The organism is Microbacterium hydrocarbonoxydans, from assembly GCF_011752045.1.
Lineage (GTDB): Bacteria > Actinomycetota > Actinomycetes > Actinomycetales > Microbacteriaceae > Microbacterium.
The window spans coordinates 1-24,045 of record NZ_JAAKXW010000003.1 but is presented as its reverse complement, the minus strand read 5'-3'; the positions used below and the strand labels follow the sequence as shown (position 1 = coordinate 24,045).

General features: G+C 70.3%; 25 protein-coding genes and 3 tRNA genes. 17 read left to right on the top strand and 11 right to left on the bottom strand.

All coding sequences use genetic code 11. The features are described from left to right. Nucleotides 1-74: 74 nt before the first annotated feature. The 3 genes from G6G98_RS11280 (at nucleotide 75) to G6G98_RS11270 (ending at nucleotide 2,757) form a co-directional block, all read left to right on the top strand. Nucleotides 75-980 carry an intradiol ring-cleavage dioxygenase gene (locus G6G98_RS11280; RefSeq protein ID WP_067355886.1) on the top strand — a complete coding sequence of 302 codons (906 nt, stop codon included), beginning with the start codon at nucleotides 75-77 and terminating at the stop codon, nucleotides 978-980. Nucleotides 981-1,212: 232 nt separating this feature from the next. Then, nucleotides 1,213-1,497: a hypothetical protein gene (locus G6G98_RS11275; protein ID WP_067355883.1), complete on the top strand. Its 285-nt coding sequence runs from the start codon at nucleotides 1,213-1,215 to the stop codon at nucleotides 1,495-1,497. A gap of 189 nt (nucleotides 1,498-1,686) precedes the next feature. Then, nucleotides 1,687-2,757 carry a fatty acid desaturase family protein gene (locus G6G98_RS11270; RefSeq protein WP_432207072.1) on the top strand — a complete coding sequence of 357 codons (1,071 nt, stop codon included), beginning with the start codon at nucleotides 1,687-1,689 and terminating at the stop codon, nucleotides 2,755-2,757. 9 nt (nucleotides 2,758-2,766) lie between these two features. Here the strand turns inward: G6G98_RS11270 and G6G98_RS11265 are convergent, their stop codons facing one another. The 5 genes from G6G98_RS11265 to G6G98_RS11245 form a co-directional block, all read right to left on the bottom strand. Further along, nucleotides 2,767-3,231: a hypothetical protein gene (locus G6G98_RS11265; RefSeq protein WP_067355876.1), complete on the bottom strand. Its 465-nt coding sequence runs from the start codon at nucleotides 3,229-3,231 to the stop codon at nucleotides 2,767-2,769. Between the two features lie 194 nt (nucleotides 3,232-3,425). After that, the gene (locus G6G98_RS11260; RefSeq protein WP_164234261.1) at nucleotides 3,426-4,895 is read right to left on the bottom strand and encodes a DivIVA domain-containing protein; all 1,470 of its coding nucleotides are present in this window, start codon (nucleotides 4,893-4,895) and stop codon (nucleotides 3,426-3,428) included. Nucleotides 4,896-5,056: 161 nt separating this feature from the next. After that, entirely contained in the window at nucleotides 5,057-5,572 is a 516-nt protein-coding gene (locus G6G98_RS11255) for a hypothetical protein (RefSeq protein ID WP_164234262.1), read from the bottom strand. A gap of 9 nt (nucleotides 5,573-5,581) precedes the next feature. After that, a complete protein-coding gene (locus tag G6G98_RS11250) occupies nucleotides 5,582-5,983 on the bottom strand; it encodes a VOC family protein (RefSeq protein ID WP_164234263.1) in 402 nt (133 codons plus the stop codon). Nucleotides 5,984-6,032: 49 nt separating this feature from the next. Continuing rightward, nucleotides 6,033-6,953, bottom strand: coding sequence for an AEC family transporter (locus tag G6G98_RS11245; protein WP_164234264.1), 921 nt, complete (start codon nucleotides 6,951-6,953; stop codon nucleotides 6,033-6,035). Between the two features lie 48 nt (nucleotides 6,954-7,001). Between G6G98_RS11245 and G6G98_RS11240 the strand changes: the two genes are divergently transcribed. After that, a complete protein-coding gene (locus G6G98_RS11240; protein WP_164234265.1) occupies nucleotides 7,002-8,366 on the top strand; it encodes a VCBS repeat domain-containing M23 family metallopeptidase in 1,365 nt (454 codons plus the stop codon). Between the two features lie 128 nt (nucleotides 8,367-8,494). Here the strand turns inward: G6G98_RS11240 and G6G98_RS11235 are convergent. The 3 genes from G6G98_RS11235 to G6G98_RS11225 form a co-directional block, all read right to left on the bottom strand. After that, nucleotides 8,495-8,567, bottom strand: a tRNA-Phe gene (locus G6G98_RS11235). Nucleotides 8,568-8,633: 66 nt separating this feature from the next. Beyond that, nucleotides 8,634-8,707 (bottom strand) — tRNA-Asp (locus tag G6G98_RS11230). 29 nt (nucleotides 8,708-8,736) lie between these two features. Beyond that, nucleotides 8,737-8,809, bottom strand: a tRNA-Glu gene (locus G6G98_RS11225). 211 nt (nucleotides 8,810-9,020) lie between these two features. Here G6G98_RS11225 and G6G98_RS11220 point away from each other — a divergent pair. Then, nucleotides 9,021-10,367 carry a M23 family metallopeptidase gene (locus G6G98_RS11220; RefSeq protein WP_243842100.1) on the top strand — a complete coding sequence of 449 codons (1,347 nt, stop codon included), beginning with the start codon at nucleotides 9,021-9,023 and terminating at the stop codon, nucleotides 10,365-10,367. 93 nt (nucleotides 10,368-10,460) lie between these two features. Here the strand turns inward: G6G98_RS11220 and G6G98_RS11215 are convergent, their stop codons facing one another. Then, nucleotides 10,461-10,952, bottom strand: a complete 492-nt coding sequence (locus tag G6G98_RS11215; protein WP_164234266.1) for an inorganic diphosphatase — start codon at nucleotides 10,950-10,952, stop codon at nucleotides 10,461-10,463. An 82-nt stretch (nucleotides 10,953-11,034) separates the two neighbouring features. Next, on the bottom strand, nucleotides 11,035-11,967 hold the full coding sequence (locus G6G98_RS11210) for a LysR family transcriptional regulator (RefSeq protein ID WP_243842099.1): 933 nt from the start codon (nucleotides 11,965-11,967) through the stop codon (nucleotides 11,035-11,037). 164 nt (nucleotides 11,968-12,131) lie between these two features. On the opposite strand from G6G98_RS11210, the gene G6G98_RS11205 reads away from it, so the two are divergent. The 3 genes from G6G98_RS11205 to tilS are packed head-to-tail and all read left to right on the top strand — an operon-like array spanning nucleotide 12,132 to nucleotide 15,299. Continuing rightward, nucleotides 12,132-13,502, top strand: a complete 1,371-nt coding sequence (locus G6G98_RS11205) for an MFS transporter (RefSeq protein ID WP_164234268.1) — start codon at nucleotides 12,132-12,134, stop codon at nucleotides 13,500-13,502. Beyond that, complete coding sequence (locus G6G98_RS11200) at nucleotides 13,499-14,272, top strand: 3-hydroxybutyrate dehydrogenase (RefSeq protein WP_067355848.1); 774 nt, start codon at nucleotides 13,499-13,501, stop codon at nucleotides 14,270-14,272. The genes G6G98_RS11205 and G6G98_RS11200 overlap by 4 nt, the downstream gene beginning before the upstream one ends. A gap of 34 nt (nucleotides 14,273-14,306) precedes the next feature. Beyond that, nucleotides 14,307-15,299 carry a tRNA lysidine(34) synthetase TilS gene (gene tilS / locus G6G98_RS11195; protein ID WP_164234269.1) on the top strand — a complete coding sequence of 331 codons (993 nt, stop codon included), beginning with the start codon at nucleotides 14,307-14,309 and terminating at the stop codon, nucleotides 15,297-15,299. Between the two features lie 114 nt (nucleotides 15,300-15,413). Here tilS and G6G98_RS11190 read toward each other — a convergent pair whose 3' ends face one another. Next, a complete protein-coding gene (locus tag G6G98_RS11190; RefSeq protein WP_164234270.1) occupies nucleotides 15,414-16,007 on the bottom strand; it encodes a DUF937 domain-containing protein in 594 nt (197 codons plus the stop codon). Nucleotides 16,008-16,077: 70 nt separating this feature from the next. Between G6G98_RS11190 and hpt the strand changes: the two genes are divergently transcribed. From hpt to G6G98_RS11145, 9 genes are all read left to right on the top strand, one after another. Further along, nucleotides 16,078-16,629 carry a hypoxanthine phosphoribosyltransferase gene (gene hpt / locus G6G98_RS11185; protein WP_067355838.1) on the top strand — a complete coding sequence of 184 codons (552 nt, stop codon included), beginning with the start codon at nucleotides 16,078-16,080 and terminating at the stop codon, nucleotides 16,627-16,629. A 77-nt stretch (nucleotides 16,630-16,706) separates the two neighbouring features. Then, nucleotides 16,707-18,707, top strand: a complete 2,001-nt coding sequence (gene ftsH, locus G6G98_RS11180; RefSeq protein WP_164234271.1) for an ATP-dependent zinc metalloprotease FtsH — start codon at nucleotides 16,707-16,709, stop codon at nucleotides 18,705-18,707. A 2-nt stretch (nucleotides 18,708-18,709) separates the two neighbouring features. Then, nucleotides 18,710-19,318, top strand: coding sequence for a GTP cyclohydrolase I (gene folE / locus G6G98_RS11175; RefSeq protein ID WP_164234272.1), 609 nt, complete (start codon nucleotides 18,710-18,712; stop codon nucleotides 19,316-19,318). Then, nucleotides 19,315-20,109 carry a dihydropteroate synthase gene (folP, locus tag G6G98_RS11170; protein ID WP_164234273.1) on the top strand — a complete coding sequence of 265 codons (795 nt, stop codon included), beginning with the start codon at nucleotides 19,315-19,317 and terminating at the stop codon, nucleotides 20,107-20,109. Before folE ends, folP begins: the two co-directional genes overlap by 4 nt. Nucleotides 20,110-20,113: 4 nt before the next feature. Further along, complete coding sequence (gene folB / locus G6G98_RS11165) at nucleotides 20,114-20,509, top strand: dihydroneopterin aldolase (protein ID WP_164234274.1); 396 nt, start codon at nucleotides 20,114-20,116, stop codon at nucleotides 20,507-20,509. Beyond that, nucleotides 20,506-21,045 (top strand): 2-amino-4-hydroxy-6-hydroxymethyldihydropteridine diphosphokinase, encoded by a 540-nt coding sequence (gene folK / locus G6G98_RS11160; protein WP_164234275.1) that lies wholly within the window; start codon nucleotides 20,506-20,508, stop codon nucleotides 21,043-21,045. Before folB ends, folK begins: the two co-directional genes overlap by 4 nt. Further along, the gene (locus G6G98_RS11155) at nucleotides 21,042-21,536 is read left to right on the top strand and encodes a DUF3180 domain-containing protein (protein WP_164234276.1); all 495 of its coding nucleotides are present in this window, start codon (nucleotides 21,042-21,044) and stop codon (nucleotides 21,534-21,536) included. Before folK ends, G6G98_RS11155 begins: the two co-directional genes overlap by 4 nt. Continuing rightward, nucleotides 21,475-22,080, top strand: coding sequence for a PH domain-containing protein (locus G6G98_RS11150; protein WP_164234277.1), 606 nt, complete (start codon nucleotides 21,475-21,477; stop codon nucleotides 22,078-22,080). The genes G6G98_RS11155 and G6G98_RS11150 overlap by 62 nt, the downstream gene beginning before the upstream one ends. Further along, a partial coding sequence (locus tag G6G98_RS11145; RefSeq protein ID WP_208321475.1) for a PH domain-containing protein occupies nucleotides 22,077-24,045 on the top strand: 1,969 nt, incomplete at its 3' end. The genes G6G98_RS11150 and G6G98_RS11145, both read left to right, overlap by 4 nt.

Below are 24,045 nucleotides of genomic sequence, written 5' to 3'. Positions count from 1 at the left end.
GGTCCACTGATCGCCTCCTCCGGAACCATGGGCTTCACCCATCACCCCGAGCCGTTCCCGAGAGGAGCACGATCATGACCCGCATCCCCGAGCCGATCCGCACACCCGACGGACCCGCCTATGAGGGTCGTCTCCTCGATCGCCCAGACGAGGAGGTCGTCGACCAGGGCGCGGCGTTCGATCTGCGCACCCTCATCTCCCGACGGAGCGTTCTCGGACTGGCCGGGCTCGGTGCGGGGGCCGTCGTCCTCGCGGCCTGCGCACCTGCGGCGTCCGGTGGCGGAGCGACGGCCACCCCGACGACGGACTCCGGCAGCGGCACCGCGGCCGGCACCGCGGAGATCCCCGACGAGACCGCAGGGCCCTATCCGGGTGACGGGTCGAACGGCCCGGACATCCTCGAGCAGGCCGGCATCGTGCGGCAGGACATCCGTTCGTCGATCGACGGCACTGCCACCGCCGAGGGCGTGCCGCTCACCTTCGAGCTGCAGATCCTCGACCTCGCGAACGGCGGCGTCCCGTTCGAGGGCGTGGCGGTCTACGCCTGGCACTGCACGGCACAGGGGGAGTACTCGATGTACTCGCCGGGGCTGGAGGACGTCACCTATCTGCGTGGCGTGCAGGTGGCGGATGCCGAGGGTCGAGTCTCGTTCATGTCGATCTTCCCCGGCTGCTACTCGGGCCGCTGGCCGCACATCCACTTCGAGGTGTACCCCGGGGCCGACGCGATCACCGATGCCGAGAACGCGATCGCGACCTCGCAGCTGGCGCTCCCCGAGGCGAGCTGCGCCGAGGTGTACGCCGGCTCCGGGTACGCCGGCAGCTCCGGCAACCTCGCTCAGGTGACTCTGGCTGGCGACAACGTCTTCGGCGACGACGCGGGCGCCTCGCAGCTCGCGACGATCACGGGGAACACCGCCGACGGCTACTCCGCGACCCTCGTGGTCGGGGTGGACACGGCGACGCCGCCGGCGAACTGAGCGGGGCGCATGCGGCCCGAGCGCTCCTGCGGGAGGGGCGTCTCGGGTCGCCGTCGTCGACTCTGCTACACTGGTGATGCAACGTGTGTGCTGTGCCCCTCTCGGCCGCCACGTCGCCACTGATCAGGGCCCATTCCGGACCGCGTGCATCGACGCGCGCGGCATCCGCCCTCGATCGCACGTCTTGCGAGGCGCGCCGAAGCGCGCCCGCCCCACAGCAATGAGCATCACCATGAGCACCACCACCTATCCCCCGTTCGATCCGCTGACCTGGAAGCAGGCAGACGCCGATGTGCACGTCGCCACGCGCGACGGCGAGTTCGCCGGTTTCGTCGAGTTCGACGGCACCGCCCACCTCGTCCATGACCATCAGGGCGCCGAGGTCGGCGCCTTCCCGACCCTCGACGACGCCTTCCGTGCGCTCGAGGGCTCGCAGGAGCCGGCGCGCCGCGCGTCCCTGTTCCCGCTGAGCCTGCCGCGCGTCCTGCGCCGCCGGCCCCGCCGCGCCCGCGCCTGATCCGGGTTCGCGCGGCCCCGTCGAGGCTGTCGGAACCCCGGATCGTATGCCTTCCCGCGTATGCGGGGAGGGTTACCCTGAGGAGAGCGAACGGCATCCGCCCTTGGCTTCCGCAGCTCAAGGGCTCCCGATCGGCAGGAGAGCACCATCTCCATCTCAGAGGTCGAAACGACCACCACGCTCGGGCCTGTGCGCCAGACCTACTCCGGCAACGCGGAGTTCCCGCCGATGGCGCAGGCCTACAAGCAGGTCTCGCAGGTCGTCAAGGAGACCGGGCTGCTGCGTCGCGCCACCTGGTTCTACATCCTCGTCGGCTCGGGCATCGTGCTCGCGCTCGGCGGGGCGGTCACCGGCTTCATCCTCCTCGGCGACAGCTGGTTCCAGCTGCTCATCGCCGGTGCCCTCGGCATCATCTTCACGCAGATCGCGTTCCTCTCCCACGAGGCCGCCCACCGTCAGATCCTGACCTCCGGCCCGGCCAACTTCAAGCTCGCCCGCATCCTCGCCGGCAGCATCGGCATGAGCTACTCCTGGTGGGACTCCAAGCACACCAAGCATCACGGCAACCCGAACCAGGTCGGCAAGGACCCGGACATCGAGGTCGACACGATCTCGTTCCTCGAGGAGGACGCGGCGAAGTCCCGCGGCCTGATCCGCCTGATCACCCGCAGGCAGGGATGGCTGTTCTTCCCCCTCCTCACCCTCGAGGGCCTGAACCTGCACTACATCGGCCTGAAGCACCTGCTGACGAAGAGGAACGTCAAGGGCCGCTGGACCGAGCTCGGCATCATCGCGCTCCGCTTCGCGATCATCCTCGTCCCCGTCTTCCTCCTGCTGCCCCTCGGGATGGCGTTCGCCTTCATGGGCGTGCAGCTCGCCGTGTTCGGCGTGTACATGGGCGCTTCCTTCGCGCCGAACCACAAGGGCATGCCGATCATCGACCCGAACGCCCGCCTGGACTTCTTCTCGAAGCAGGTGCGCACCTCGCGCAACATCCGCGGTGGCTGGTGGGCGACGACGCTCATGGGCGGACTGAACTACCAGGTCGAGCACCACCTGTTCCCGAACATGCCCCGACCGCACCTCTCGAAGGCCCGCGAGATCGTCCGCGACTACTGCGCGGCGAACGACGTGCCGTACACCGAGACCAGCCTCGGCCGCTCCTACGCGATCGTGATCGAGTACCTCAACCGCGTCGGTCTCGCCGCCGGCGCCGACCCCTTCGACTGCCCCGCCGCGGCGCGGTTCGTGCGCGCATAGCCGACGACGTCACTCATATACGTCGGCGGGCCATTCGGGCGGGATGCCGCCGTCCGGCGTCGCCGGAACGACGCCCTGCCAAGGGGTGACGATCTCCCACCCCGAAGATGCGTCGCGCAGAAACAACACCAGCGGCTCTGTGCCCTGCAGGCGAGACATCGTGTCGCCGGGGTCGTCGCAACTGCGCGGGAGCGAGGTGACGACCAGTTCGTGTTCGCCCTTGCCCTCGAGCCAGGTGTCGGCCTCGACGTTCCAGGTCGTCGCTGTCATCCCCATGTAAGTCGTGGTCCCGGCCTGGCCGGAGATCCGTCCGACGACGACGGCATCGGCCTCCTCGGCAGCATCCGCCGGAGTCTCGAAGGCGATCCAGTCGATGCAGGTGTGCGTCGTCACTCCGAGCGTGCTCGAGCATCCGGAGAGCATGAGCGTTGCGCACGCGAGACCGAGGGCGAGACCACGCCGGTTCCGGTTCATGACGCGATCATCGCACGCTCCCCGCCGCAACTCCGGAGAAACCCGTTCGTCGCGCGCTGTCCGGCGGTTTCCGCGCGTGACCGCCCCGGATCTCCGGAGTCATGGCGACGGCCGCGCTGCGAATCACCGCCCGCACACAGCGGAGGGGCGTGAGCGGGAGAACCCGCACACGCCCCTCCGGCGTCTGAAGTCGCTCAGCGCGAGGTCGGCTCCTCGGCTTCGACGACGTCGATGGTGATCTTGCCCTCGATGGTGGCGGTCTCGTCGTCGAGGAGCTCGTCCTCGAGGACCTCGTCGCCGAGGAACACGTCTGCGGGGTCCGGTTCGATGATCTCCGCCTCGAACGTCTCGGCCTCGATGACCTCGTCGGTCTCCGCATCCGCTGCGGCATCCGTCTGATCCGCCGTCTCAGCGGTCACCGTCGCGACGGACGGGATGGCGACGTCGGACTCGGATGCCTCGTCGGTGAAGATGCCCTCGGGCCGGATGAGCTCGCGCACCTCGGCCATGAAGCTGGCGAGCTGCTGCTGCTGCCAGCGCAGCTTGCGGGCGTGGTCCTCGGCGTCGCGCAGCACGTTCGACGTGTGGCCGGTCACCGAGTCGACGATCTTCTGCGCCTTGACGCGGGCGCGGTCGAGCGTGTCGCGGGCGCGCACCTGGGCGTCCGCCTCGATCGCGGCGGCCTGCGAGCGCATCAGGCGCTCGTAGTCGTCGGCCTTCGCGGAGATGCGCTGGGCGTGATCCAGCGAGGCGGCGACCTGCTCGTTGGCGTCGGTCGTGATGCGCTCGGCGTGCGCGACGGCCTGGTTGTGCAGCACCAGGAACTCCTGCTGCGCGTCGTCCTGGCGGCGCGTCAGGGTCTCCTCGAACTCGAGCACCCGGGCGTTCATCTCGCGGACGTCCCGCTCGGCGTCCGCCCGCAGCTGAGCCGTCTCGCGGGTGACCAGCGATCGGAGGGCGGCGGCGCCCTTCTCGGCCTCGGTGCGGATCGCGGTGGCCTCCTGCGACGCCTGGTGCACCTTTTCGGCGGCGTGCGCAGCCTCTCGCTCGACGGTCGCCTGGTGGGCGGTGTACTCGGTGTCGATCTTCAGGCGGATCTGGTCGGCGTCGTGCTGCGCCTGAGAGATGATGCGGGCAGCGTCGGCCTCCGCCTCGGCGCGCTGCGCGGTGACCTCCTCACGGGCCGCGGCCATGAGCCGGTCTGCCTGAACGGCGGCGTTCTGGATGAGGACGTTCGCCTGCTCCTCGGCGACGCGCAGGATGGCCTCGAACTGCTCGCGCGAGGGGGCGTCCTGGCCCTCGGCGCGCGGGGTGTCGACGAGCTCGTTGGTGAGCGTGGAGACCTGCTGCTCGGCATCCGCCGCCCTGGCCTTCGCGGCGGTCAGCTGGGCCTCGAGCGCCTCGCGGGTGGCGCGCTCCTCGGAGCGCACCGACTCGAGCGCCGAGTCCAGGGCGTCCTCGTGGCGCACCTCGGCGTCGGCGAGGTCCGCCTTCAGCTGCTGCAGCTGGTTGCGCAGGGAGCTCAGCGCGGAGTCGACCTCGGCCTTGTCGTAGCCGCGGAACGCCTGCGTGAACGTGGAGGGGGACTGCTCGCGGGGCGCCTCTTCGATCAGCTTGTCGAAGAAGTCGGGAGCGCGGTCGTCGCCGGCAGTGGAGTCGGTCATGGTCAGCCTTTCTGGCAGGGCCGTGGCGCAGGTGGGGAGGCGCAGGCCGAAGGAGGAGGGAGCGCAGCCGCGACGAAGGCTGGTTCGTGCGGTGGCGCAGGCTCCAGCCTAGCTTCGCAGGCTGGGAGTTGCAGGGGCGGTTCGCGGGGAGATCGCCGGGGTCACTCGTCCTCGGCGCGCCCCCACACCGCCGGCCGGCCGCCGTCGGAGCGGAACCCGTTGCGCACGCCCTCGGCGACCGAGATCTCGCGGGCTCCTGCCTCGGAGGCGACGCGATCGCGGAGGTCCTTCCAGAACCGCGCGCCCTTCGGCATCCCGAGGTGCTCGCGCGACTGCTCGATCTGCAGGCGGGTGCCGTCAGGGTCGGGGGCCAGCCGGGCGATCGCGTCGTCCTCCTCGACGAAGCGGATGCCGTAGCCGCGGTCCCCGAGCACCGTGAACTTCCGCGGCTGCCGCCGGACGACCTCGTCGACGATCTCTCGTGCGACGGATGCCGGAGCGTGGATCACGATCGTCGTACCGAGCTCGTGGAGCGTTCGCTCACGCTCCCGATCCTCGAACCTCCTCCCGGTGCGGGAGCCTGCGGCGCGAGTGGAACGGCCGATCCAGCGGGGCATGAGGATCGCGATGATGACGATGGCGATGATGATCGCGAAGAAGATCAGCGGGTTGTCCACGGATCCAACCTACGGTCGGCGGGGCCCTGTGCTGCGCCGCGCCTCCCACCCCGGCCACTCCCGTGCGTCGATCACGCAGAAGCGGTTCCCTTCGGGATCCTCCATGATCACGTAGTCGGCGTCGGCCGGTCGCCGGTCCCAGTGCACCTCGGCGGCACCGAGCGCCGTCAGCCGCCGGACCTCAGCCTGTTGGTCCTCTGCGTAGAGGTCCAGGTGGATGCGCGGGGGCAGGACGCGCTCGGACGGCATGACGTCGAGCGAGATCTGCGTTCCCCTGCCGTCCAGCGGCTGCAGGACGACGAAGTCCTCCTGCATCGGCTCGCGGGGCTCGTAGTGCAGCGCGGACGTCCAGAACGCGATCTGCCGCTGCAGATCGCGGACGCGGATGACGATGGAGCCGACGATGAGCATCCCCCGACGTTAGGTCGGTGGAGGCCGAGGTGCAACGGGGTGGTGGCGGTCAGCCCAGCAGCATCATGATGCCGACCAGCACCGGAAGGCATCCGATGGTTGTGAGGAACACGCTGTCACGTGAGATCGTCTCGCCGACGTCGTAGCGCTGGGAGTAGTTGAAGACGTTCTGCGCGGTGGGGAGCGCGGCGAGCACGACGACGATCAGCACCTCGGCATCCGACAGGCCGAAGACGAACTCCGCGACCGCCCAGGCGATCGTCGGCATGACGAGGAGCTTCAGGGCCGTGGCGAGGATGACGTCGCGGCGGTGTCCCCGCGTGCCCAGCACACGCTGCCCGTGCAGGGAGATGCCGTAGCTGATCAGCAGCACCGGTACGGCGGCGTCGGCGATGAGCTGCGCCGGGTCCATGATGAGCGCGGGCACCGGGATCTCGAACACCGAGACGAGCGTGCCCAGGAGCGACCCGATGATGATCGGGTTCGTCGCCGTGCGCGTGAGCGTGCGGCGCAGCGAGACCCGGTCGCTCGTCACCGCGTCGAGGATCGTCAGCGAGATCGGGGTGAACACGAGCAGCTGCATGAGGATGACCGGCGCCGGGTAGGCGGCGCTGCCCAGCAGGTACAGGGAGAGCGGGATGCCGATGTTGTTCGAGTTCACCTGTCCCGCGGACAGCGCCCCGATCACGGTCTCGCCGATCGAGCGCTTCCACCCGTAGCGGGCGATCAGCGCGTACGCCGCGATGACGGCGACCGCCGCGATCGCCGAGACCGGGAGCAGTGCGGAGAACAGCATCTTCGCGTCGGCGTGCGCAAGCACCGTGAAGAGGAGGAACGGCGAGAGGACGAAGAAGATGAGCCGCCCCAGCACGTGCCGCGCGTGCGGGCCGAGCAGGTCGATGCGCCCGATGATCCAGCCCACCGCGATCGCGACCGCCACGACGGCGAATCCGGTGAGGGTCTCGAGCATGGTTCGAGCGTATCGAGGGGACCGTGCCGCACTGATACGGTGGCGCCGATGCGTAATACGACTGCCAGCTCGCGGAGGATCGGGCCGACCTGGGCCACGGTGCGTTCGCGGCTCCGTCGCGCCGGCGTCGGGGCGGCGCTGGCCGTCGCGCTCGGCGCTGCGGCGCTGGTCCCCGTGGTCTCGGATCCCTCCCCGGCCACGGCGGCCACGGACGGGCAGATGATCGTCCCCATATCGGGGACCATCACGTCGAGGGTGGGAGACGGATGCTACGGCAACGTCCGCCCCTCTCACCAGGGCATCGACATCGCCGGTGATGGCGGGCAGCCGATCCGCGCGGCGTACGACGGGGTGATCAAGACGCGTTCCGTGAACTCCGGATACGGGTACTTCACCGACGTCGAGCACGCGGGCGGCTACGTCACCCGCTACGCGCACATGGCCGCCCCCGGCACGTACGCACCCGGGACGCGGGTGGAGCGCGGGCAGTCCATCGGCGCGGTCGGCAAGACGGGGAACGCGACGGCGTTCCACCTGCACTTCGAGGTGTGGCGCAACGGTTCGGTGTACGCGGCGATCAACGACGGCTTCACGTGCCTCACGCGCGTCACGAGCGGCACGGTGATCCCGACGTCCTTCCCGGGTCTCGGAACAGGCGTCCCGGCGAAGCCGCTGATCGCCGATTACAACGGAGACGGCAGGAGCGACCTCCTCGTGGTCGCGGCCGACAGCGACCTCCAGATCTTCCCGGGGGCGGCTGGCGGCGGTTTCGGGGCTGCCGAGATCATCACCTCGGCGTGGGGCGCCAAACGCCATCTCACCCACGCGGACCTCGACGCCGACGGTCATGCGGACATGCTCGTCGTTCGCAGCGACGGAGCCCTCGAGCTGTACTCGGGGAGCGGAGGTCGCGGTTTCGACGGTCACGACATCATCGGCACCGGCTGGTACGACCTGCGCCAGGTCGCCTCGGGCGCCGACTACTCCGGCGACGGACGGCACGACCTCCTCGCGGTGACGCCATCCGGGACTCTGCTCATCCACCGTTTCGATGGCTCAGGCCTCGCCGGCTCCCTCACAGCCGGGAGCGGATGGCAGGTGATGCGGCATATCGTCGGGGGCGATTTCAACGGCGACGGCCGCGGAGACGTCATGGCCGTCGACGACGCAGGGAGCCTCTACTTCTATCCCGGGACCGGAACGGCCTTCGGGGATCGGCGGCGGATCGGCCCCGGCTGGTCGACCTTCGCAGGGCTCACCGGAGGGGTGGACTACTCCGGCGACGGCCGTGCCGACCTGATCGCCGTCACGACATCGGGAGAACTCCTCGTCTACCCCGGTGACGGAGCGGGCGGCTTCTCGGCGCCTCGCAGCGTGGGCTCGATCCCGACGGGCTCCATCCTGCTGGAATGAGCTCGAGGCCACTCCTGCCGGCGGCGCAGATCTCAGCCGTCGCCCATGATCGTTCGGGGCAAAAGCAAAACCCCCGCGATGTAGAAGCTACGCGAGGGTTTCTGGGCTGATTGTAATGATCAGCCTTGTGGCTCCGACGGGCGTCGATCCCGTGACCTCACGATTTTCAGTCGTGCGCTCTACCAACTGAGCTACAGAGCCGTGCGACCGGCGAACCTGTCGCATCCAGACGAAAGGCCTTCTCGAAAGAAGGCCCGTCGCTTAGAGCGACCCTGACGGGACTTGAACCCGCGACCTCCGCCGTGACAGGGCGGCACGCTAACCAACTGCGCTACAGGGCCATACTTGTTTTCAATTGTATCGGATTGGGTGACCCCAACGGGATTCGAACCCGTGCTACCGCCGTGAAAGGGCGGCGTCCTAGGCCGCTAAACGATGGGGCCGAAGGTCTGTCCCGGAGGACTTCCTTGCCGACGCTCAAGCATAAGGGATGAATCACGCAAATCGCGAATCGAGGGCGAGTCCTCTTCCGCCCGGGCGTGTTCCGGAGGACTATGGGAGAAGTTCGCCGTGCCGCGCATCCGTCCCCAGCCCTGTTGCGGATGTGAAAGATGTTGTTACTGTGGCATGTGTGAAACCGGCGGAAGGGGCCGCGTGAACAAGAAGCCATCCATCGCGGATGCTGCAGAGGCGGCATCCGCCGACTGCGGTTGCGCGCCCACGCCCGCCGAGAGCCGGGCGTTCTGGAAGAACACCACCCTGACCCGTCGCAGTGCTTTGGGCCTCGGTGCCCTCAGCGTCGCCGCGCTCAGCGCCTTCGGCATCACCTCCGGCGTCTCCGCCGCCTACGCCGCGTCGTACCCGAGCTGGGACGACGTGCAGGCCGCCATGAACAACCAGGCCGCCAAGGCTGCCGAGGTCTCCCGTATCGAGGGGCTCATCGCGTCCCTCACCCAGAAGGTCTCCGAGACGCAGGCGGCGGCGAAGGTCGCCTCCGACGAGTTCTACGTCGCCCAGCAGGAGTACTTCGACGCGATCGCCGAGGCCGAGGCCCTGCAGGCGCAGGCCGACGCGCAGGCCGTGGTCGCCGACGACGCGATCCGCAAGGCCGGACAGGTGGCCGCCCAGCTCTACCGCAACGGCGGCGACGACACCGCCCTCGAGCTGTTCTTCGCGGGCTCCGCCGACAACGCCGACGAGCTGCTCTCGCGCCTCGGCTCGATGGACAAGCTGTACCAGTACAACCAGACGGTGTACGACAACGCCGTCGCGGCCCGCGACAGCGCACAGTCGCTCAGCGACCAGGCCGTCGTCGCCCGCAACGAGCGCGACCGGCTGCAGCAGGTCGCCGAGCAGAAGATGATCGCGGCGCAGGCCGCGGCGGATGCCGCGCAGGCGGCGCTCGACGAGCAGACCGCGAACCTCGCCACCATGCAGGCGCAGCTCGCCGCGCTCAAGGACGCCACGGCGACCACCATCGCCGGCTACAAGGCGGGTGTCGAGGCGGAGGCGAAGGCGCGTCGCGAGCGCGAAGCCGCGGAGGCCGCGGCCGCCGCCGGCGGCAACAGCGGCGGTGGCGGCTCCCAGGGCAGCGGCGGCTGGTGCCGGCCGCACGGCGGCTACCGCAGTGCCGGCTACGGTCCTCGCCCTGCTCCCTGCAGCGGATGCTCCACCTATCACCGGGGTGTCGACCTCGCGAACGGCTGCGGTGCCGCGATCTATGCGGCGCAGTCGGGCACGGTGGACTACGCCTGGGAGAACGGCGGCTACGGCAACTACGTACGCATCCAGCACGGCGGCGGCGTCGCCACCGGCTATGCGCACATCAAGCCGGGGGGCTTCGCTGTGCGCAGCGGCGACTGGGTGAACGCCGGCCAGGTCATCGCCTACGCCGGCAACACGGGTGCGTCGGCCGGATGTCACCTGCACTTCGAGGTGTACATCAACGGCGCCCCGGTCAACCCGTCGAACTTCATGTCCGCCCGTGGCGTGAGCATCTGAGCATCCGCTTCTGACATCGAGAAGACCCCCGGCCGCTGAGCGGAACCGGGGGTCTTCTGCGTGGCGTGCGGGCTCAGTGGCCCGAGGGCGGGGTCAGTGACCCTGCTCGCCGAAGCGGACGATCGCCTCGTCGAGGATGCGCTGCGCCTCGGCCGCGTCGCCCCAGGCGTCGACCTTGACCCACTTGTTGGGCTCGAGGTCCTTGTAGTGCTCGAAGAAGTGCTCGATCTCCTTCTTCGTGTACTCGGCGATGTCGCCGATGCCCTGGATGTGCGCCCAGCGCGGGTCCTTCGAGAGGACTGCGACGAGCTTGTCGTCGCCGCCGGCCTCGTCGCTCATCTTCAGCACGGCGACAGGACGCACGTTCACGACGACGCCGGGGTAGATGGCGTGGTCCAGGAGCACGAGCACGTCGAGCGGGTCGCCGTCCTCGCCGAGCGTGTTGTCGAAGTAGCCGTAGTCGGCCGGGTAGCCGAACGTCGTGTAGAGGACGCGGTCGAGGTGGACTCGCCCGGTCTCGTGGTCGACCTCGTACTTCACGCGGCTGCCGCGCGGGATCTCGATGACGGCGTCGTGTGCGCCCATGCGTGTGCTCCTCAGAATGACGGGTTGGATGCCGCCGACCAGCCTACTCGGGCCTCGCGTCCCGCGAATGCCGTGCGGGCCGTCAGCTCCGCGTCAGCGGCGCAAGACCCAGGAGCGCATCCTGCACGGCGATCGTGCGCCGGCGCAGCGCCTCGGCGACCGCCGCGACCGCGGGCTGGCGCAGCGAGTCGGGGCGCAGCACCATCCAGTACGGCAGGCGCTCGGCGAACTCCTCCGGCAGCAGCCGCACGAGGTCGTCGTGCCGGTCGGCCATGAAGCAGGGGAGGAAGCCGATCCCCGCGCCGGCGCGCGTGGCCTCGACGTGGACGAAGACGTTCGTGGAGCTCAGCGAGTCCAGCATCCCCGGCACGAGCCGTCGCGGCGCGTCGAGGTCGTCGACCTGCAGCATCGAGTCCACGAAGTACACGAGCGGATGCTCACTGAGCTCGGCGATCCCGGCGGGAGTGCCGTACTCGTCGAGGTACGCCCGGGAAGCGTACATCCCGAGCGTGTAATCGCCCAGCCGGACCGCCTCCGCGCGATGCACCTGCGGGTGCCCGACCACGACCTCCAGGTCCAGGCCGGAGCGATGCTGCAGGGCTCGCCGGGTGACGTTGACGATCTCGACGCTCAGCCGCGGATGCCGCCGCCGCAGGTCTGCCACCGCGGGCGCCACGACGAAGGCGCTGAAGCCGTCGGTGGCGGACATCCGCACCACCCCGGCGATCTGGTCCGGCTGCGCATCGTCGCCGTGGATGGTGGCCACGGCGGCCTCCACGTCCTCCGCGGCCCGCATCGCCCGGCGGCCGAGATCGGTGAGCTCCCAGCCGCCGGCGGCGCGGGCGAGCGTGCGGCCGCCGAGGTCATCATCGAGAGCGGCGATCCGCCGTGCGACGGTGGTGTGGTTGAGACCGAGGCCGTCGCCGGCCGTGGTGAAGCGACCCGTGCGCGCGACGGCGAGGAGGATGAGCAGGTCGTCGGGGTTCGGTCCCCTGACGCCGAGTGCCTGATTCATATCTGCAATTCTGCACACGACATCTGCCGGACTGGTCATTGATGCAGATGAGCGCGTCTGCCCATACTGACTGAGGCCGCCCCGCCGGAACATGCCGGGGTGGCGGGCAGACGTCGATGCGGACTCTGCCGAACCCGAAGCGGAACACGAAGGAGTGCACCCCCATGAGCGCCAGCAAGCAGACCGCCCCGGCCACGGAGACATCCGGCTTGAAGAGGATCGTCGCCGCGTCGATGGTGGGCACCGTCGTCGAGTGGTACGAGTTCTTCCTCTACGCCACCGCCGCGTCCCTCGTCTTCGGCGCCTACTTCTTCCCGAACGCCGGAACCGAGCTCGACGGCATCATCGCCGCGTTCCTGACGTACGCCGTCGGGTTCGTCGCGCGTCCCCTCGGCGGCATCGTGTTCGGCCAGATCGGCGACCGGCTCGGCCGCAAGCACACGCTGCAGATCACGATCATCCTCGTCGGCGTCGCCACCTTCCTGATGGGCTGCCTTCCCGGCTTCGACACCATCGGGTACTGGGCGCCGGTGCTGCTCGTGGCTCTGCGCTTCATCCAGGGCTTCGCCGTCGGCGGCGAATGGGGTGGTGCCGTGCTGCTGGTGGCCGAGCACAGCCCCGACCGCTCGCGCGGGTTCTGGTCCAGCTGGCCGCAGGCGGCCGTTCCGGTGGGCAACCTGCTCGCCACCCTGGTTCTGCTCGGGATGTCCTGGATCCTGCCGTCCGACCAGTTCCTCGGCTGGGGCTGGCGCGTGGCCTTCTGGGTCTCGGCGATCGTCGTGGTCATCGGCTACTACATCCGCACGCACGTCAGCGAGGCGCCCATCTTCCTCGAGGCCCGCGCCCAGGTCGAGGCCGACAAGGCGGCCGGCTACGGCGTGCTCGAGGTAGTCAAGCGCTACCCGCGGGGCATCTTCGGCGCCATGGGCCTGCGGTTCGCCGAGAACATCCTGTACTACATCATCGTGTCGTTCTCGATCGTCTACCTGAAGACCGTGCACGCGTACGACACCAGCCAGCTGCTGCTCGCCCTGCTCGTGGCGCACGTCATCCACTTCCTCGTCATCCCGCAGGTGGGCCGGCTCTCGGATGCGATCGGTCGCCGCCCCGTCTACCTCGCCGGCGCCGTGCTCGGGGCGACCTGGGCGTTCTTCGCCTTCCCGATGTTCGACACCACGAACCCGATCATCATCATCGCGGCGATCACGATCGGCCTGTGCTTCCACGCGTTGATGTACGCGGGCCAGCCGGCGATCATGGCCGAGATGTTCCCGACGCGGATGCGGTACTCCGGCGTCTCCCTCGGCTACCAGGTCACCTCGATCGTCGCCGGCTCGCTGGCGCCGATCATCGCGACGGCGCTGCTGCAGGATTCCGGCTCCTGGACGCCGGTCGCCGTCTACGTCGCCGCCGCCTGCGCCGTCACCGCGGTCGCCGTCCTCACCATGAAGGAGACCCGAGGCATCTCGCTGCTCCAGGTCGACGAGGCGGATGCCCGCCGGCACGGCCTCGCGACCGCGAAGGTCGGCGGATGACCCCGGCGGACGGGCCGCTGTCCGGCCGGCGCGCGCTCGTCACCGGCGGCGCGAGCGGCATCGGCTTCGCCGTCGTGCAGGAGCTCGCCGCGCGCGGCGCCCACGTGGTGGTCGCCGACCGGGATCGTGCCGGCTGCGAGGAGGCGGCGATGGCCGTCGGGGGATCGAGCTGGGCGGTGGACCTGCTCGACCCGGCGGCGGTCGCCGACGACCGGCTGGCGGAGGCGCTGGCCGGGGTCGACATCCTCGTGAACAACGCGGGGATCCAGCACGTGAGCCCGATCGAGGACTTCGCCCCGCAGGACTTCCGGCGGATCATCACGCTCATGCTGGAGGTGCCGTTCCTCCTGGTCCGGGCAGCCCTCCCCGGCATGTACGCGCGTGGTTTCGGGCGGATCGTGAACGTCTCCTCCGTGCACGGCCTGCGCGCATCGCCGTACAAGTCCGCCTACGTGGCGGCCAAGCACGGGCTCGAGGGGCTGTCGAAGGTGACCGCGCTCGAGGGCGGTGCACATGGCGTGACCAGCAACTGCGTCAACCCCGGCTACGTGCGCACCCCGCTGGTCGAGAAGCAGCTGGCCGATCAGGCGCGCGTCCACGGCATCCCCGAGGCCGAGGTGCTCGAGCGGATCATGCTCACCGAGAGCGCCGTCAAGCGGCTGGTGGAGCCGGCAGAGGTCGCGTCCCTGGTGGCGTGGCTGGCCGGCGCCGAGGCCGCGATGGTCACCGGCGCGAGCTACACGATGGACGGCGGCTGGTCCGCCCGTTAGCGGTGGGGACGGCGCCGCGCAGTAGCGTGGAGCCGTGCCCTCGCTGAACCCCGCCATCGCCGAGATCCGCCTCGCCGTGCGCACCGCGCTCGCCGACCTCCCCGAGGGCTCGACCGTCGTCGTCGCTCTCTCCGGAGGGGCCGATTCGCTCGCGCTCGCCGCAGCGACCGCCTTCGAGGCGTCGAAGCTCGGCCTTCGGGCGGGAACCCTCACGGTCGATCACGGATTGCAGGAGGGGTCGGATGCCGTCGCCGCGGCGGCTGCACGCACTGCCGCCGGACTCGGACTGGACGCGCTCATCGTGAAGGTCGAGGTGGGCGTCGAGGGCGGCCCCGAGGCCGCCGCACGCGAGGCGCGCTACGGCGTGCTGCGCGATGCCGCCGCCGACGCGGGAGCCGCCGCCGTCCTGCTCGGACACACGCTCGACGACCAGGCGGAGACGGTGCTGCTCGGCCTGGCCCGCGGCTCCGGCGCCGCGAGCCTGCAGGGCATGGCTCCGGTGCGCGAAGACGAGCGGGGTCTCCGGTGGGTGCGCCCGCTGCTGGGTGTGCGGCGCGAGACCACCCGGGCCTTCTGCGCGGCATCCGATCTGGATCCCTGGGACGACCCGCACAACGCCGAGGGCCGCTTCGCGCGGGTGCGCGTGCGCGAGCGCGTGCTGCCGGTGCTGGAGGAGGAGCTCGGCCCCGGCATCGCCGAGGCGCTCGCCCGCACCGCCGAGCAGCTCCGGGAGGACGCCGAGGCCTTCGACGAGATGATCCACGAGACGATCGAGGACATCGTCGAGCATGCCGAGGCGGGAATCTCGGTGAGCGTCGCCGCCCTCGCCGCGAACCCGGCCGCCCTGCGCAACCGGATCATCCGCCTCGTCGTGGACAGCGAGTTCGGGACGAGTCTCACCCGCACTCAGACCGTCGAGGTCGCCCGGCTGGTCACGGACTGGTCGGGACAGGGCCCGATCGACCTGCCCGGATGCTCCGCCGCGCGCCTCGGCGGGCGGATCGTCTTCACCGCGGCCGGTCGCTGAGCGAGCGAAGCGAGACGAAACGCCCCTTCAGTGACCTGACCGAGGTCATGGTTGTGAAGGGGCGTTTCGTCTCGGTCGCTTCGATCCCTCGCTCAACGACCGGGTGGTGCCCTGCTACTTCTTGCCGCCGAAGAGCCCGCCGAGGATGTCGCCGATGCCTCCGCCGGAGGAGCCGCTGCCGCCGCCGATCAGGCCGCCGATGATGTCGCCGAGCCCTCCGCCCGCGCCCGCGCCGCCGGAGCCGCTGCCGCCGCCCAGCAGACCGCCGATGATGTCACCGAGTCCGCCGCCGGACTGCTCGCCGCCGGCATCCGTCTGCTTGCCCTTGTTGGCGTTGGCGATGAGGCCCATGATGATCGGCGCGAGGATCGGGAGAAGCTTGCCGAAGTCGATGCCGGCGGTCTCCTTCGACTGCGTGAGCTGATCGGTCACCTCCTTCTCCTTCGCGCCGAGGATGTGGGTGACGATCTTGCCGCCGTCGTTCTGGTCGATCTCGTCGACCTTCGTCGCAGGCGTCGCGCCCTCGTGCCGCTTCAGCGCCTCCTCGATCGCGGAGGAGCCCTCGCTCGTCGACGCGTTCTTCGCGAGTCCGCTCAGCAGCACCGCGCCGCCCTGCTCGACCGCCGCCTTGGCCTCCTCCTGCGAGACGCCGAGCTTCGCGGCGATGTCGTCGATCGGCACCTGGGTGAGGATGTCGTCAAGAGCCATGTGGAATCCTTCCGTCGGTGGGCGCGGGCCCGTCTCAGCCTCACAGTAGCGGGGAAGCTAATATCGATCCATGCGCGCCGCGGAGATCCAGGACGACCTTTCTCAGATCCTCGTCACCGAGGAGGAGATCCTCGCGAAACTGGAGGAGCTCGCCGCGCAGGTCGCGCGGGACTACGAGGGCAAGGATCTGCTCCTCGTCGGCGTGCTCAAGGGCGCGATCATGGTGATGGCCGACTTCGCCCGCGCGCTGCCGTTCCACGCGCCGATGGACTGGATGGCCGTCTCCAGCTACGGCGCGAGCACGAAGTCGAGCGGTGTCGTGCAGATCCGGAAGGACCTCGACACCGACCTGAACGGCAAGCACGTGCTCATCGTCGAGGACATCATCGACTCCGGCCTGACGCTCAGCTGGCTGCTGGAGAACTTCGAGTCGCGCGGCGCCGAGTCGATCGAGGTGCTCGCTCTGCTGCGCAAGCCCGAGGCGGCGAAGGTCGAGATCGACTGCCGCTACGTGGGGTTCGACATCCCCACCGAGTTCGTGGTCGGCTACGGGCTCGACTACGCCGAGCGCTACCGCAACCTGCGCGACGTGGCCGTCCTCGCACCGCACGTCTACTCCTGACGCATCGCCGCGCGGCGGTACGCCGTGGGTGAACGCACAGCCCCCGCCTAGGGCTCGCGCGATACGCTGATCCGACCATGGACGTGAAGAAGCTCACCCGGAATCCGCTGATCTATGTCGCCCTGATCGGGCTGCTGCTCTTCGGCGGCTTCCTGCTGATCTCGAACCTCGGCGCCCCCAAGCAGATCACCACGCAGGAGGGTCTCGAGCTGCTGTCCGGCAGCACGGTGACCGAGGTCGTGAACACCGACGGCGACCAGCGCGTCGACATGAAGCTGTCGAAGCCGTTCGAGGGATCCGAGTCCGTCCAGTTCTACTACGTCGAGGCGCGCGCTGCCGAGGTCGTGAAGGCGATCAACGCCGCCGAGCCGAAGGACGGCTACAACGATGCCGTCCCGCGAGCGACCTGGTTCGACGGCTTCCTCTCGCTCCTGCTCCCGCTCGTGCTGCTCGGCCTGCTGTTCTGGTGGCTGCTCTCCTCGATGCAGGGCGGCGGCGGCAAGGTCATGCAGTTCGGCAAGTCCAAGGCGAAGCTCGTCAACAAGGAGACCCCCACGGTCACCTTCGGCGACGTCGCCGGTGCCGACGAGGCCATCGAGGAGCTCCACGAGATCAAGGAGTTCCTGCAGGACCCCGCCAAGTTCCAGGCCATCGGCGCCCGCATCCCGAAGGGCGTGCTGCTGTACGGCCCTCCCGGAACCGGCAAGACCCTCCTCGCCCGCGCGGTCGCCGGCGAGGCAGGCGCCCCCTTCTACTCGATCTCCGGCTCCGACTTCGTCGAGATGTTCGTCGGCGTCGGCGCCTCCCGCGTGCGCGACCTGTTCAACCAGGCCAAGGAGAACGCCCCCGCGATCATCTTCATCGACGAGATCGACGCCGTCGGCCGTCACCGCGGCGCCGGCCTCGGTGGCGGCAACGACGAGCGCGAGCAGACCCTCAACCAGATGCTCGTCGAGATGGACGGCTTCGACCCGAACGCGAACGTCATCGTGATCGCGGCGACCAACCGTCCCGACATCCTCGACCCGGCACTGCTGCGCCCCGGTCGCTTCGACCGTCAGATCGGCGTCGACGCCCCCGACCTCAAGGGCCGCCAGCGCATCCTCGAGGTGCACGCGAAGGGCAAGCCGCTGTCGAAGAGCGTCGACCTCGAGGTCGTCGCCCGCAAGACCCCCGGCTTCACCGGCGCCGACCTCGCGAACGTCCTCAACGAGGCCGCCCTGCTCACCGCGCGGTCGAACGCGCAGCTCATCGACAACCGCGCCCTCGACGAGGCCATCGACCGCGTGATCGCCGGCCCGCAGCGCCGCACACGCGTGATGAAGGACAAGGAGAAGCTCATCACCGCGTACCACGAGGGCGGTCACGCCCTCGCCGCGGCGGCGATGAACTACACCGACCCGGTCACCAAGATCACGATCCTCCCGCGCGGCCGGGCCCTCGGCTACACGATGGTGCTGCCGCTGGACGACAAGTACTCCGTGACACGCAACGAGCTGCAGGACCAGCTCACCTACGCCATGGGCGGCCGCGTCGCCGAGGAGATCGTCTTCCACGACCCGACCACCGGCGCCTCGAACGACATCGAGAAGGCGACCTCGATCGCCCGCAAGATGGTCATCGAGTACGGCATGACGACCGAGGTCGGCCCGGTGAAGCTCGGCTCCGAGGGCGGCGAGCCCTTCGCCGGTCGCGACATGGGCCGCGGCCGCGAGTACTCCGAGCGCGTCGCCGAGCGCGTCGACGCCGAGGTCCGCGCCCTCATCGAGCAGGCGCACAACGAGGCCTACAAGGTGATCAGCGAGAACCGCGACATCCTCGACAAGCTCGCGCTCGCGCTGCTCGAGGAGGAGACCCTCGACCACAACCGCATCGCCGAGATCTTCACCGAGGTGAAGAAGCTCCCCGAGCGTCCGCTCTGGCTCTCCAGCGAGGACCGGCCGGTCTCGGAGCGCCCGCCGATCGAGGTGCCCAAGAAGGACGTCTCGCTCGCGGCATCCGTCGAGGCTCCCTCCGCGTCCCCGCGGGCGCAACAGGGATCGGCCGGCGCCGGTCACCCCCGTCCCGCGACGGCGTGACCGTGGCCGTCGACCGCGCGCGCGTCGAACGGCTCACCCGCGAGCTGCTCGAGGCCATCGGAGAGGACCCCGACCGCCCGGGTCTGAGGCAGACCCCGACCCGCATGGGCGACCTGTACTCGGAGTTCTTCTCCGGGGTGGGGGAGGATGCCGCGGCGCCTCTCGCGCACACCATCAGCGTCACCCGCGGACCGGCACCGGACACGCTCCCCTCCGGGGCGGTGCTGCTGCGCGACATCCGCTTCCGCTCCGTCTGCGAGCACCATCTGCTGCCGTTCGCCGGCCACGCGCACATCGCGTACCTGCCGGGGGAGCAGGTCGTGGGCCTGGGCGCCCTCGTGAAGGTCGTGGAGATCCTCGCGGCCCGCCCGCAGGTGCAGGAGCGGCTCGGCGAGCAGATCGCCGACACGATCGCAGAGAACCTCGACACCCGCGGTGTGCTGGTCGTGCTGGACGCGAGCCACGGCTGCGTCACGATGCGCGGCGGCCGGCAGCCCGAGGCGTCCACCCTCACGATCGCGGCGCGCGGCGAGTACGCGGATGCCGTCGCCCGCACCGAGCTCATCGCCCTGATCGGCGCCTCGACGAGCACCGGGACCGCGAACCGATGACCGGCATCTGGGGCATCGTGAACGTCACGCCCGACTCGTTCAGCGACGGCGGGCGGTACCTCGACGTCGACAGCGCCGTCGCGCACGGCCTTCGGCTGCGCGCCGACGGGGCCACGGTGCTCGACGTGGGCGGCGAGTCCACCCGCCCCGGCGCCGAGCGGGTCGGTGCGGACGTCGAGCAGCAGCGCGTGATCCCCGTCATCGAGCAGCTCGCCGCCGCCGGCGCCCCGGTGAGCATCGACACCCTCAACGCGTCCACGGCGGCCGCCGCCGTGCGCGCCGGCGCCCGCATCGTGAACGACGTCTCCGGCGGCCTCGCCGACCCCGAGATGCGCGCGGCCGTGGCCGAGTCCGGCGCCGACTACGCCGTCGGGCACTGGCGCGGCTTCTCCGCCGACATGTACGCGCACGCCGAGTATCGTCGTGCCGCCCGGGAGGTCGCGGGGGAGCTGCAGGACCGCATCGGCGAGGCCGCGGCATCCGGCATCGCCCCTTCGCGTCTCATCGTGGACCCCGGCATCGGGTTCGCGAAGGCGGGGGCGCAGAACTGGGACGTGCTGCGCGGCCTCGACGAGATCGTGGCCCTCGGTCCGCGGGTGCTGATCGGCACCTCGCGCAAGAGGTTCCTCGCCGAGACCCTCCCCGGGGAGGACGTGTCCGAGGCCCGTCGCGACCTCGCGACCGCGGTCACCAGCGCCCTCGCCGTCAGGGCCGGGGTCTGGGCCGTGCGCGTGCACGACGTCGCCGCCACCCGGGATGCCATCGCCATCGCCCGCGCCTGGGAAGGATAGAGACATGGACTTCATGGACCAGATCGCCCTCACCGGGCTCACCGTCTTCGGCCGCCACGGCGTGTTCGACCACGAGCGCGAGAACGGCCAGGAGTTCACCATCGACCTGCGCCTCGGGCTTCCGCTGCGGGAGGCCGCGGCATCCGACGACGTCGCCGACACCGTGCACTACGGCGAGCTCGCCGAGCGCGTCGCCGCCGTCGTCGCAGGCGAGCCGGTGAACCTCATCGAGACTCTCGCGGAGCGGATCGCCGACGTCGTCCTCGAGGACGAGCGAGTGCTGCACGTCAGCGTCACCGTGCACAAGCCGCACGCGCCGATCCCGCTGACGTTCGCCGACGTGGCCGTGACCGTGAACCGGGGCCGTCCGCATCCGCCGGTGGAGTTCTCGGCACCATGAGCCGCAATCTCACGATCCCGCCCGACGTCCCGCCGTCCAAGACCGGACGGGAGGATGCCGTGGCCGTCGTCGCCTTCGGGGCCAACCTCGGCGACCGCGCGGAGACCATCCGGCACGCCGCCGAGCGCATCGCGCGGCTGCCGCTGGTGAGCGACGTGCGACTCTCGCGCCTGTTCGAGACCGTCGCGCTGCGCATCGACGGGTACGACCCGGACGCGCCCGGCTACGTCAACGCCGTGGCGTTCGTCACGACCAGGCTGGCACCGCAGATCCTCCTCGGCATGCTGCACGCGATCGAGGACGAGAACGGCCGCGAGCGGCACGAGCGCTGGGGCGACCGCACCCTCGACCTCGACCTCATCGTCTACGGGGAGGAGGCCTCCGACGATCCGCGGCTGCAGCTCCCGCATCCGCGTGCCGCCGAGCGTCTCTTCGTGCTCGAGCCCTGGCTGGACCTCGACCCCGACGCGGTGCTCCCCGGTCACGGCCGCGTCGCCGACCTCGTCGCCGACCTGCGTGCGCGAGGAGAAGGATGAAGCGCACCTCGGGCGGCCTCCTCGCCGTCCTCGCGCTGCTCGGCGCGGGGGCGGGATTCCTGCTGGACCAGGTGCTCACCGCCACCGGCCGGGCGACCTTCACCCCGTCGCTGCTCCTGCCGGTCCTGCTGCTCCTGATCGCCGCGGCCGCCCTCGCGCTGGCCTGGCCGGTGCGACGAAGCGTGCGCAGCGGCATCCGCATCGATCCGTTCCGCGCGCTGCGCGCCGCGACGCTGGCGCGGGCCTCGAGCCTGCTCGGCGCGATCATGGCCGGCGTCGGCGCCGGCCTCCTCGCGTTCCTCCTCTCCCGCCCGATCGATCCCCAGGTAGGGTCGACTGTGGCGATGCTGGCCCTGATCGGGAGCTCTGTGGTGCTCGTGATCGCCGCCCTCGTCGCCGAACAGTTCTGCACCCTTCCGAAGGATCCTGATGACTCAGCACCCCGAGATCGATCCCCTGAACCCGGCGAACCCGAGTTCGGCCCTTCCTGACCGGATCCAGGGCGCAGACCCGCTCGATCAGGGGACGTACACGCAGCTGCGCACCGTCCGCAGCGACGCGCGACTCGAGCTCGACGGAGTGTGGCACCAGATCTCGCCGCGCTACGTGGCGTCCCAGTTCGTGCAGAACCTGCTCTTCATCGCGTTCATCCTCGTCGTCGCGCTGGTGATCAGCATCGTCGCGGAGCAGACCTGGGCGTGGATCCCGGCGGGCGTCATCACGGTGCTCACCCTGATCACGCTCATCATCCTGCCGCGTCAGGCGCGGGCGATCGGGTACATGCTCCGCGCCGACGACATCGTCTTCCGCAAGGGCATCCTCTGGCAGCGGATGATCGCCGTTCCCTACGGCCGCATGCAGCTCGTGGACATCACCCAGGGCCCGCTCGACCGGGCCTTCGGCATCTCCCAGCTGAAGATGGTCACCGCGGCCGCCACCACCGGCGTGCAGATCCCCGGTCTCAGCCAGGATGCGGCCGAGGCGCTGCGCGACCGGCTCATCGAGGTGGCCGAGACCCGCCGGACCGGCCTGTGAGCGACCAGCAGCTCCCGCCGGCGCCGAGCGCCCCGCCGCAGTCATCCGCTTCCGACACGCTCGCCGACGGCGAGTGGCATCGGATGCATCCGCTCACCCCGCTCTTCAAGGGCGGGCTGGCGCTGATCATCATCGGCGGCTTCCTCATCGCCAACATGCGCGATCGCCTGATCGCCTGGTTCGTCGCCCTCTTCGAGCCAGGGGTGGGCTACGACGAGTACGGCGGCGATCCCGTGGACTGGGTGATCAGCAACAACTTCGCCCTGGTCGCGCTGATCGGCGTGCTCGTGCTCGTCGTCGTGCTGGTCGTGATCTTCTGGTTCGTCTGGCGCTTCCAGCAGTTCCGGATCACCGGCGATCACGTCGAGGTGCGCAAGGGCATCGTGTTCCGCTCGCACCGGCGCGCCCCGCTCGACCGGGTGCAGGGCGTGAACCTCACCCGCCCGTTCCCCGCCCGCCTGATCGGCCTCGCGAAGCTCGAGGTCGTCGGCGCCGGCAACGACGCGAACGTCGAGCTCGAGTACCTCGCGACCGGCCGCGCCGAATCCGTGCGCGCCGACATCCTGCGGCTCGCCTCCGGCGCCAGGGCGGCGCGGCAGGCGGCGATCGGCGAGCCCCAGGGGGCGCCGGTGGTCCCCGGCGCACCCGCATCCGCCCGCGCGCAGCTCGTCGGCTCCGTGAACGACGGCGTCAACGGCCTGATCGCCGGCGTCGACCTCGCCGATGTCGCGCCGGAGAGCGTCGTGAAGATCCCGACCGGACGTCTCATCGGATCTCAGCTCATCGCGAGCGTGCTGTGGATCGTGTTCTTCGGTGCGATCTTCCTCCTCGCGATGGGCGGCGTGCTGATCGGCGCGATCCTCGACGACGAGCCCGAGCTCGGCATCATCGGCGTCGGCCTGGGGCTCGGCATGGGCATCCCGATCGTCATCGCCGTGGTCGGCATCACCTGGGCGCAGATCTCCAAGTCGCTGCGCTACTCCATCGCCCCCACGCCGGACGGCGTGCGCATCACGTACGGACTGCTCACCACCGTGACGGAGACGCTGCCGCCCGGGCGGATCTTCGCCGTCGAGGTGTCGCAGTCGCTGCTGTGGCGGCCCTTCGGCTGGTGGACCATCCGGATCAACCGCATGGGCGGCAAGAGCGCCGCGCAGCAGCAGAACGGCAACGCCCAGCAGTTCAACGTCGTGCTGCCCGTCGGCAAGCGCGCCGACGTCGAGCGCGTGCTCGGCCTGATCCTGCCTGACGCCCCGGCATCCGACATCCCGCTCGTCTGGGAGCACGGGATCCTCGGACCGGTGGCAGGCGACCCGTACCGCACGATCCCCGCGCGTGCGTGGTGGCGTCGCCCGCTGTCGTGGAAGCGCCACGGCTACGCGGTCACCGACTTCGGGCTGCTGCTGCGCCGTGGCACGATCTGGCGCAAGCTCGCGATCTTCCCGCTCGCCCGCCTGCAGGGCGTCTCGCTGTCGCAGGGGCCGATCGACCGCGCCCAGCGCGTCTCCGGGGCCCAGGTGCACTCGGTGCAGGGGCCGATCACGGGCAACCTCTCGGGGCTCGAGCGAGCCGATGCACTGCAGCTCCTCGACGGCGTGAGCCGCGCCGCGGTGCTCGCCGCCGCACGCGACCACACGCACCGCTGGGGTGAGCACGAGGCGGATGCCGTCGCAGCCGGCTCCTCGGGCAACCCGGTCGCGCCGCCCTCCGGTCCGGCCGTGCCGCTCGCTCCGCCCGCAGGGTACCCGGCGGTCTCGCCGCCTCCCGTGCCCGGCTCGGCTCCTGCCGCGTTCCCGCCGCCGGCGCCGCCCGCCGCTCCGGTCGGGCCGCCTCCGGTGCCGCCGGTCTCTGCTCCGGTTCCGCCGGTCGGGGCGCCTCCGGCGCCGCCGGTCGGGGCGCCGGTCCCGCCGGCAGCGCCGGTAGTGCCGCCGGCGCAGCCCGCCGTGCCCCCGGCCCCGCCCGCAG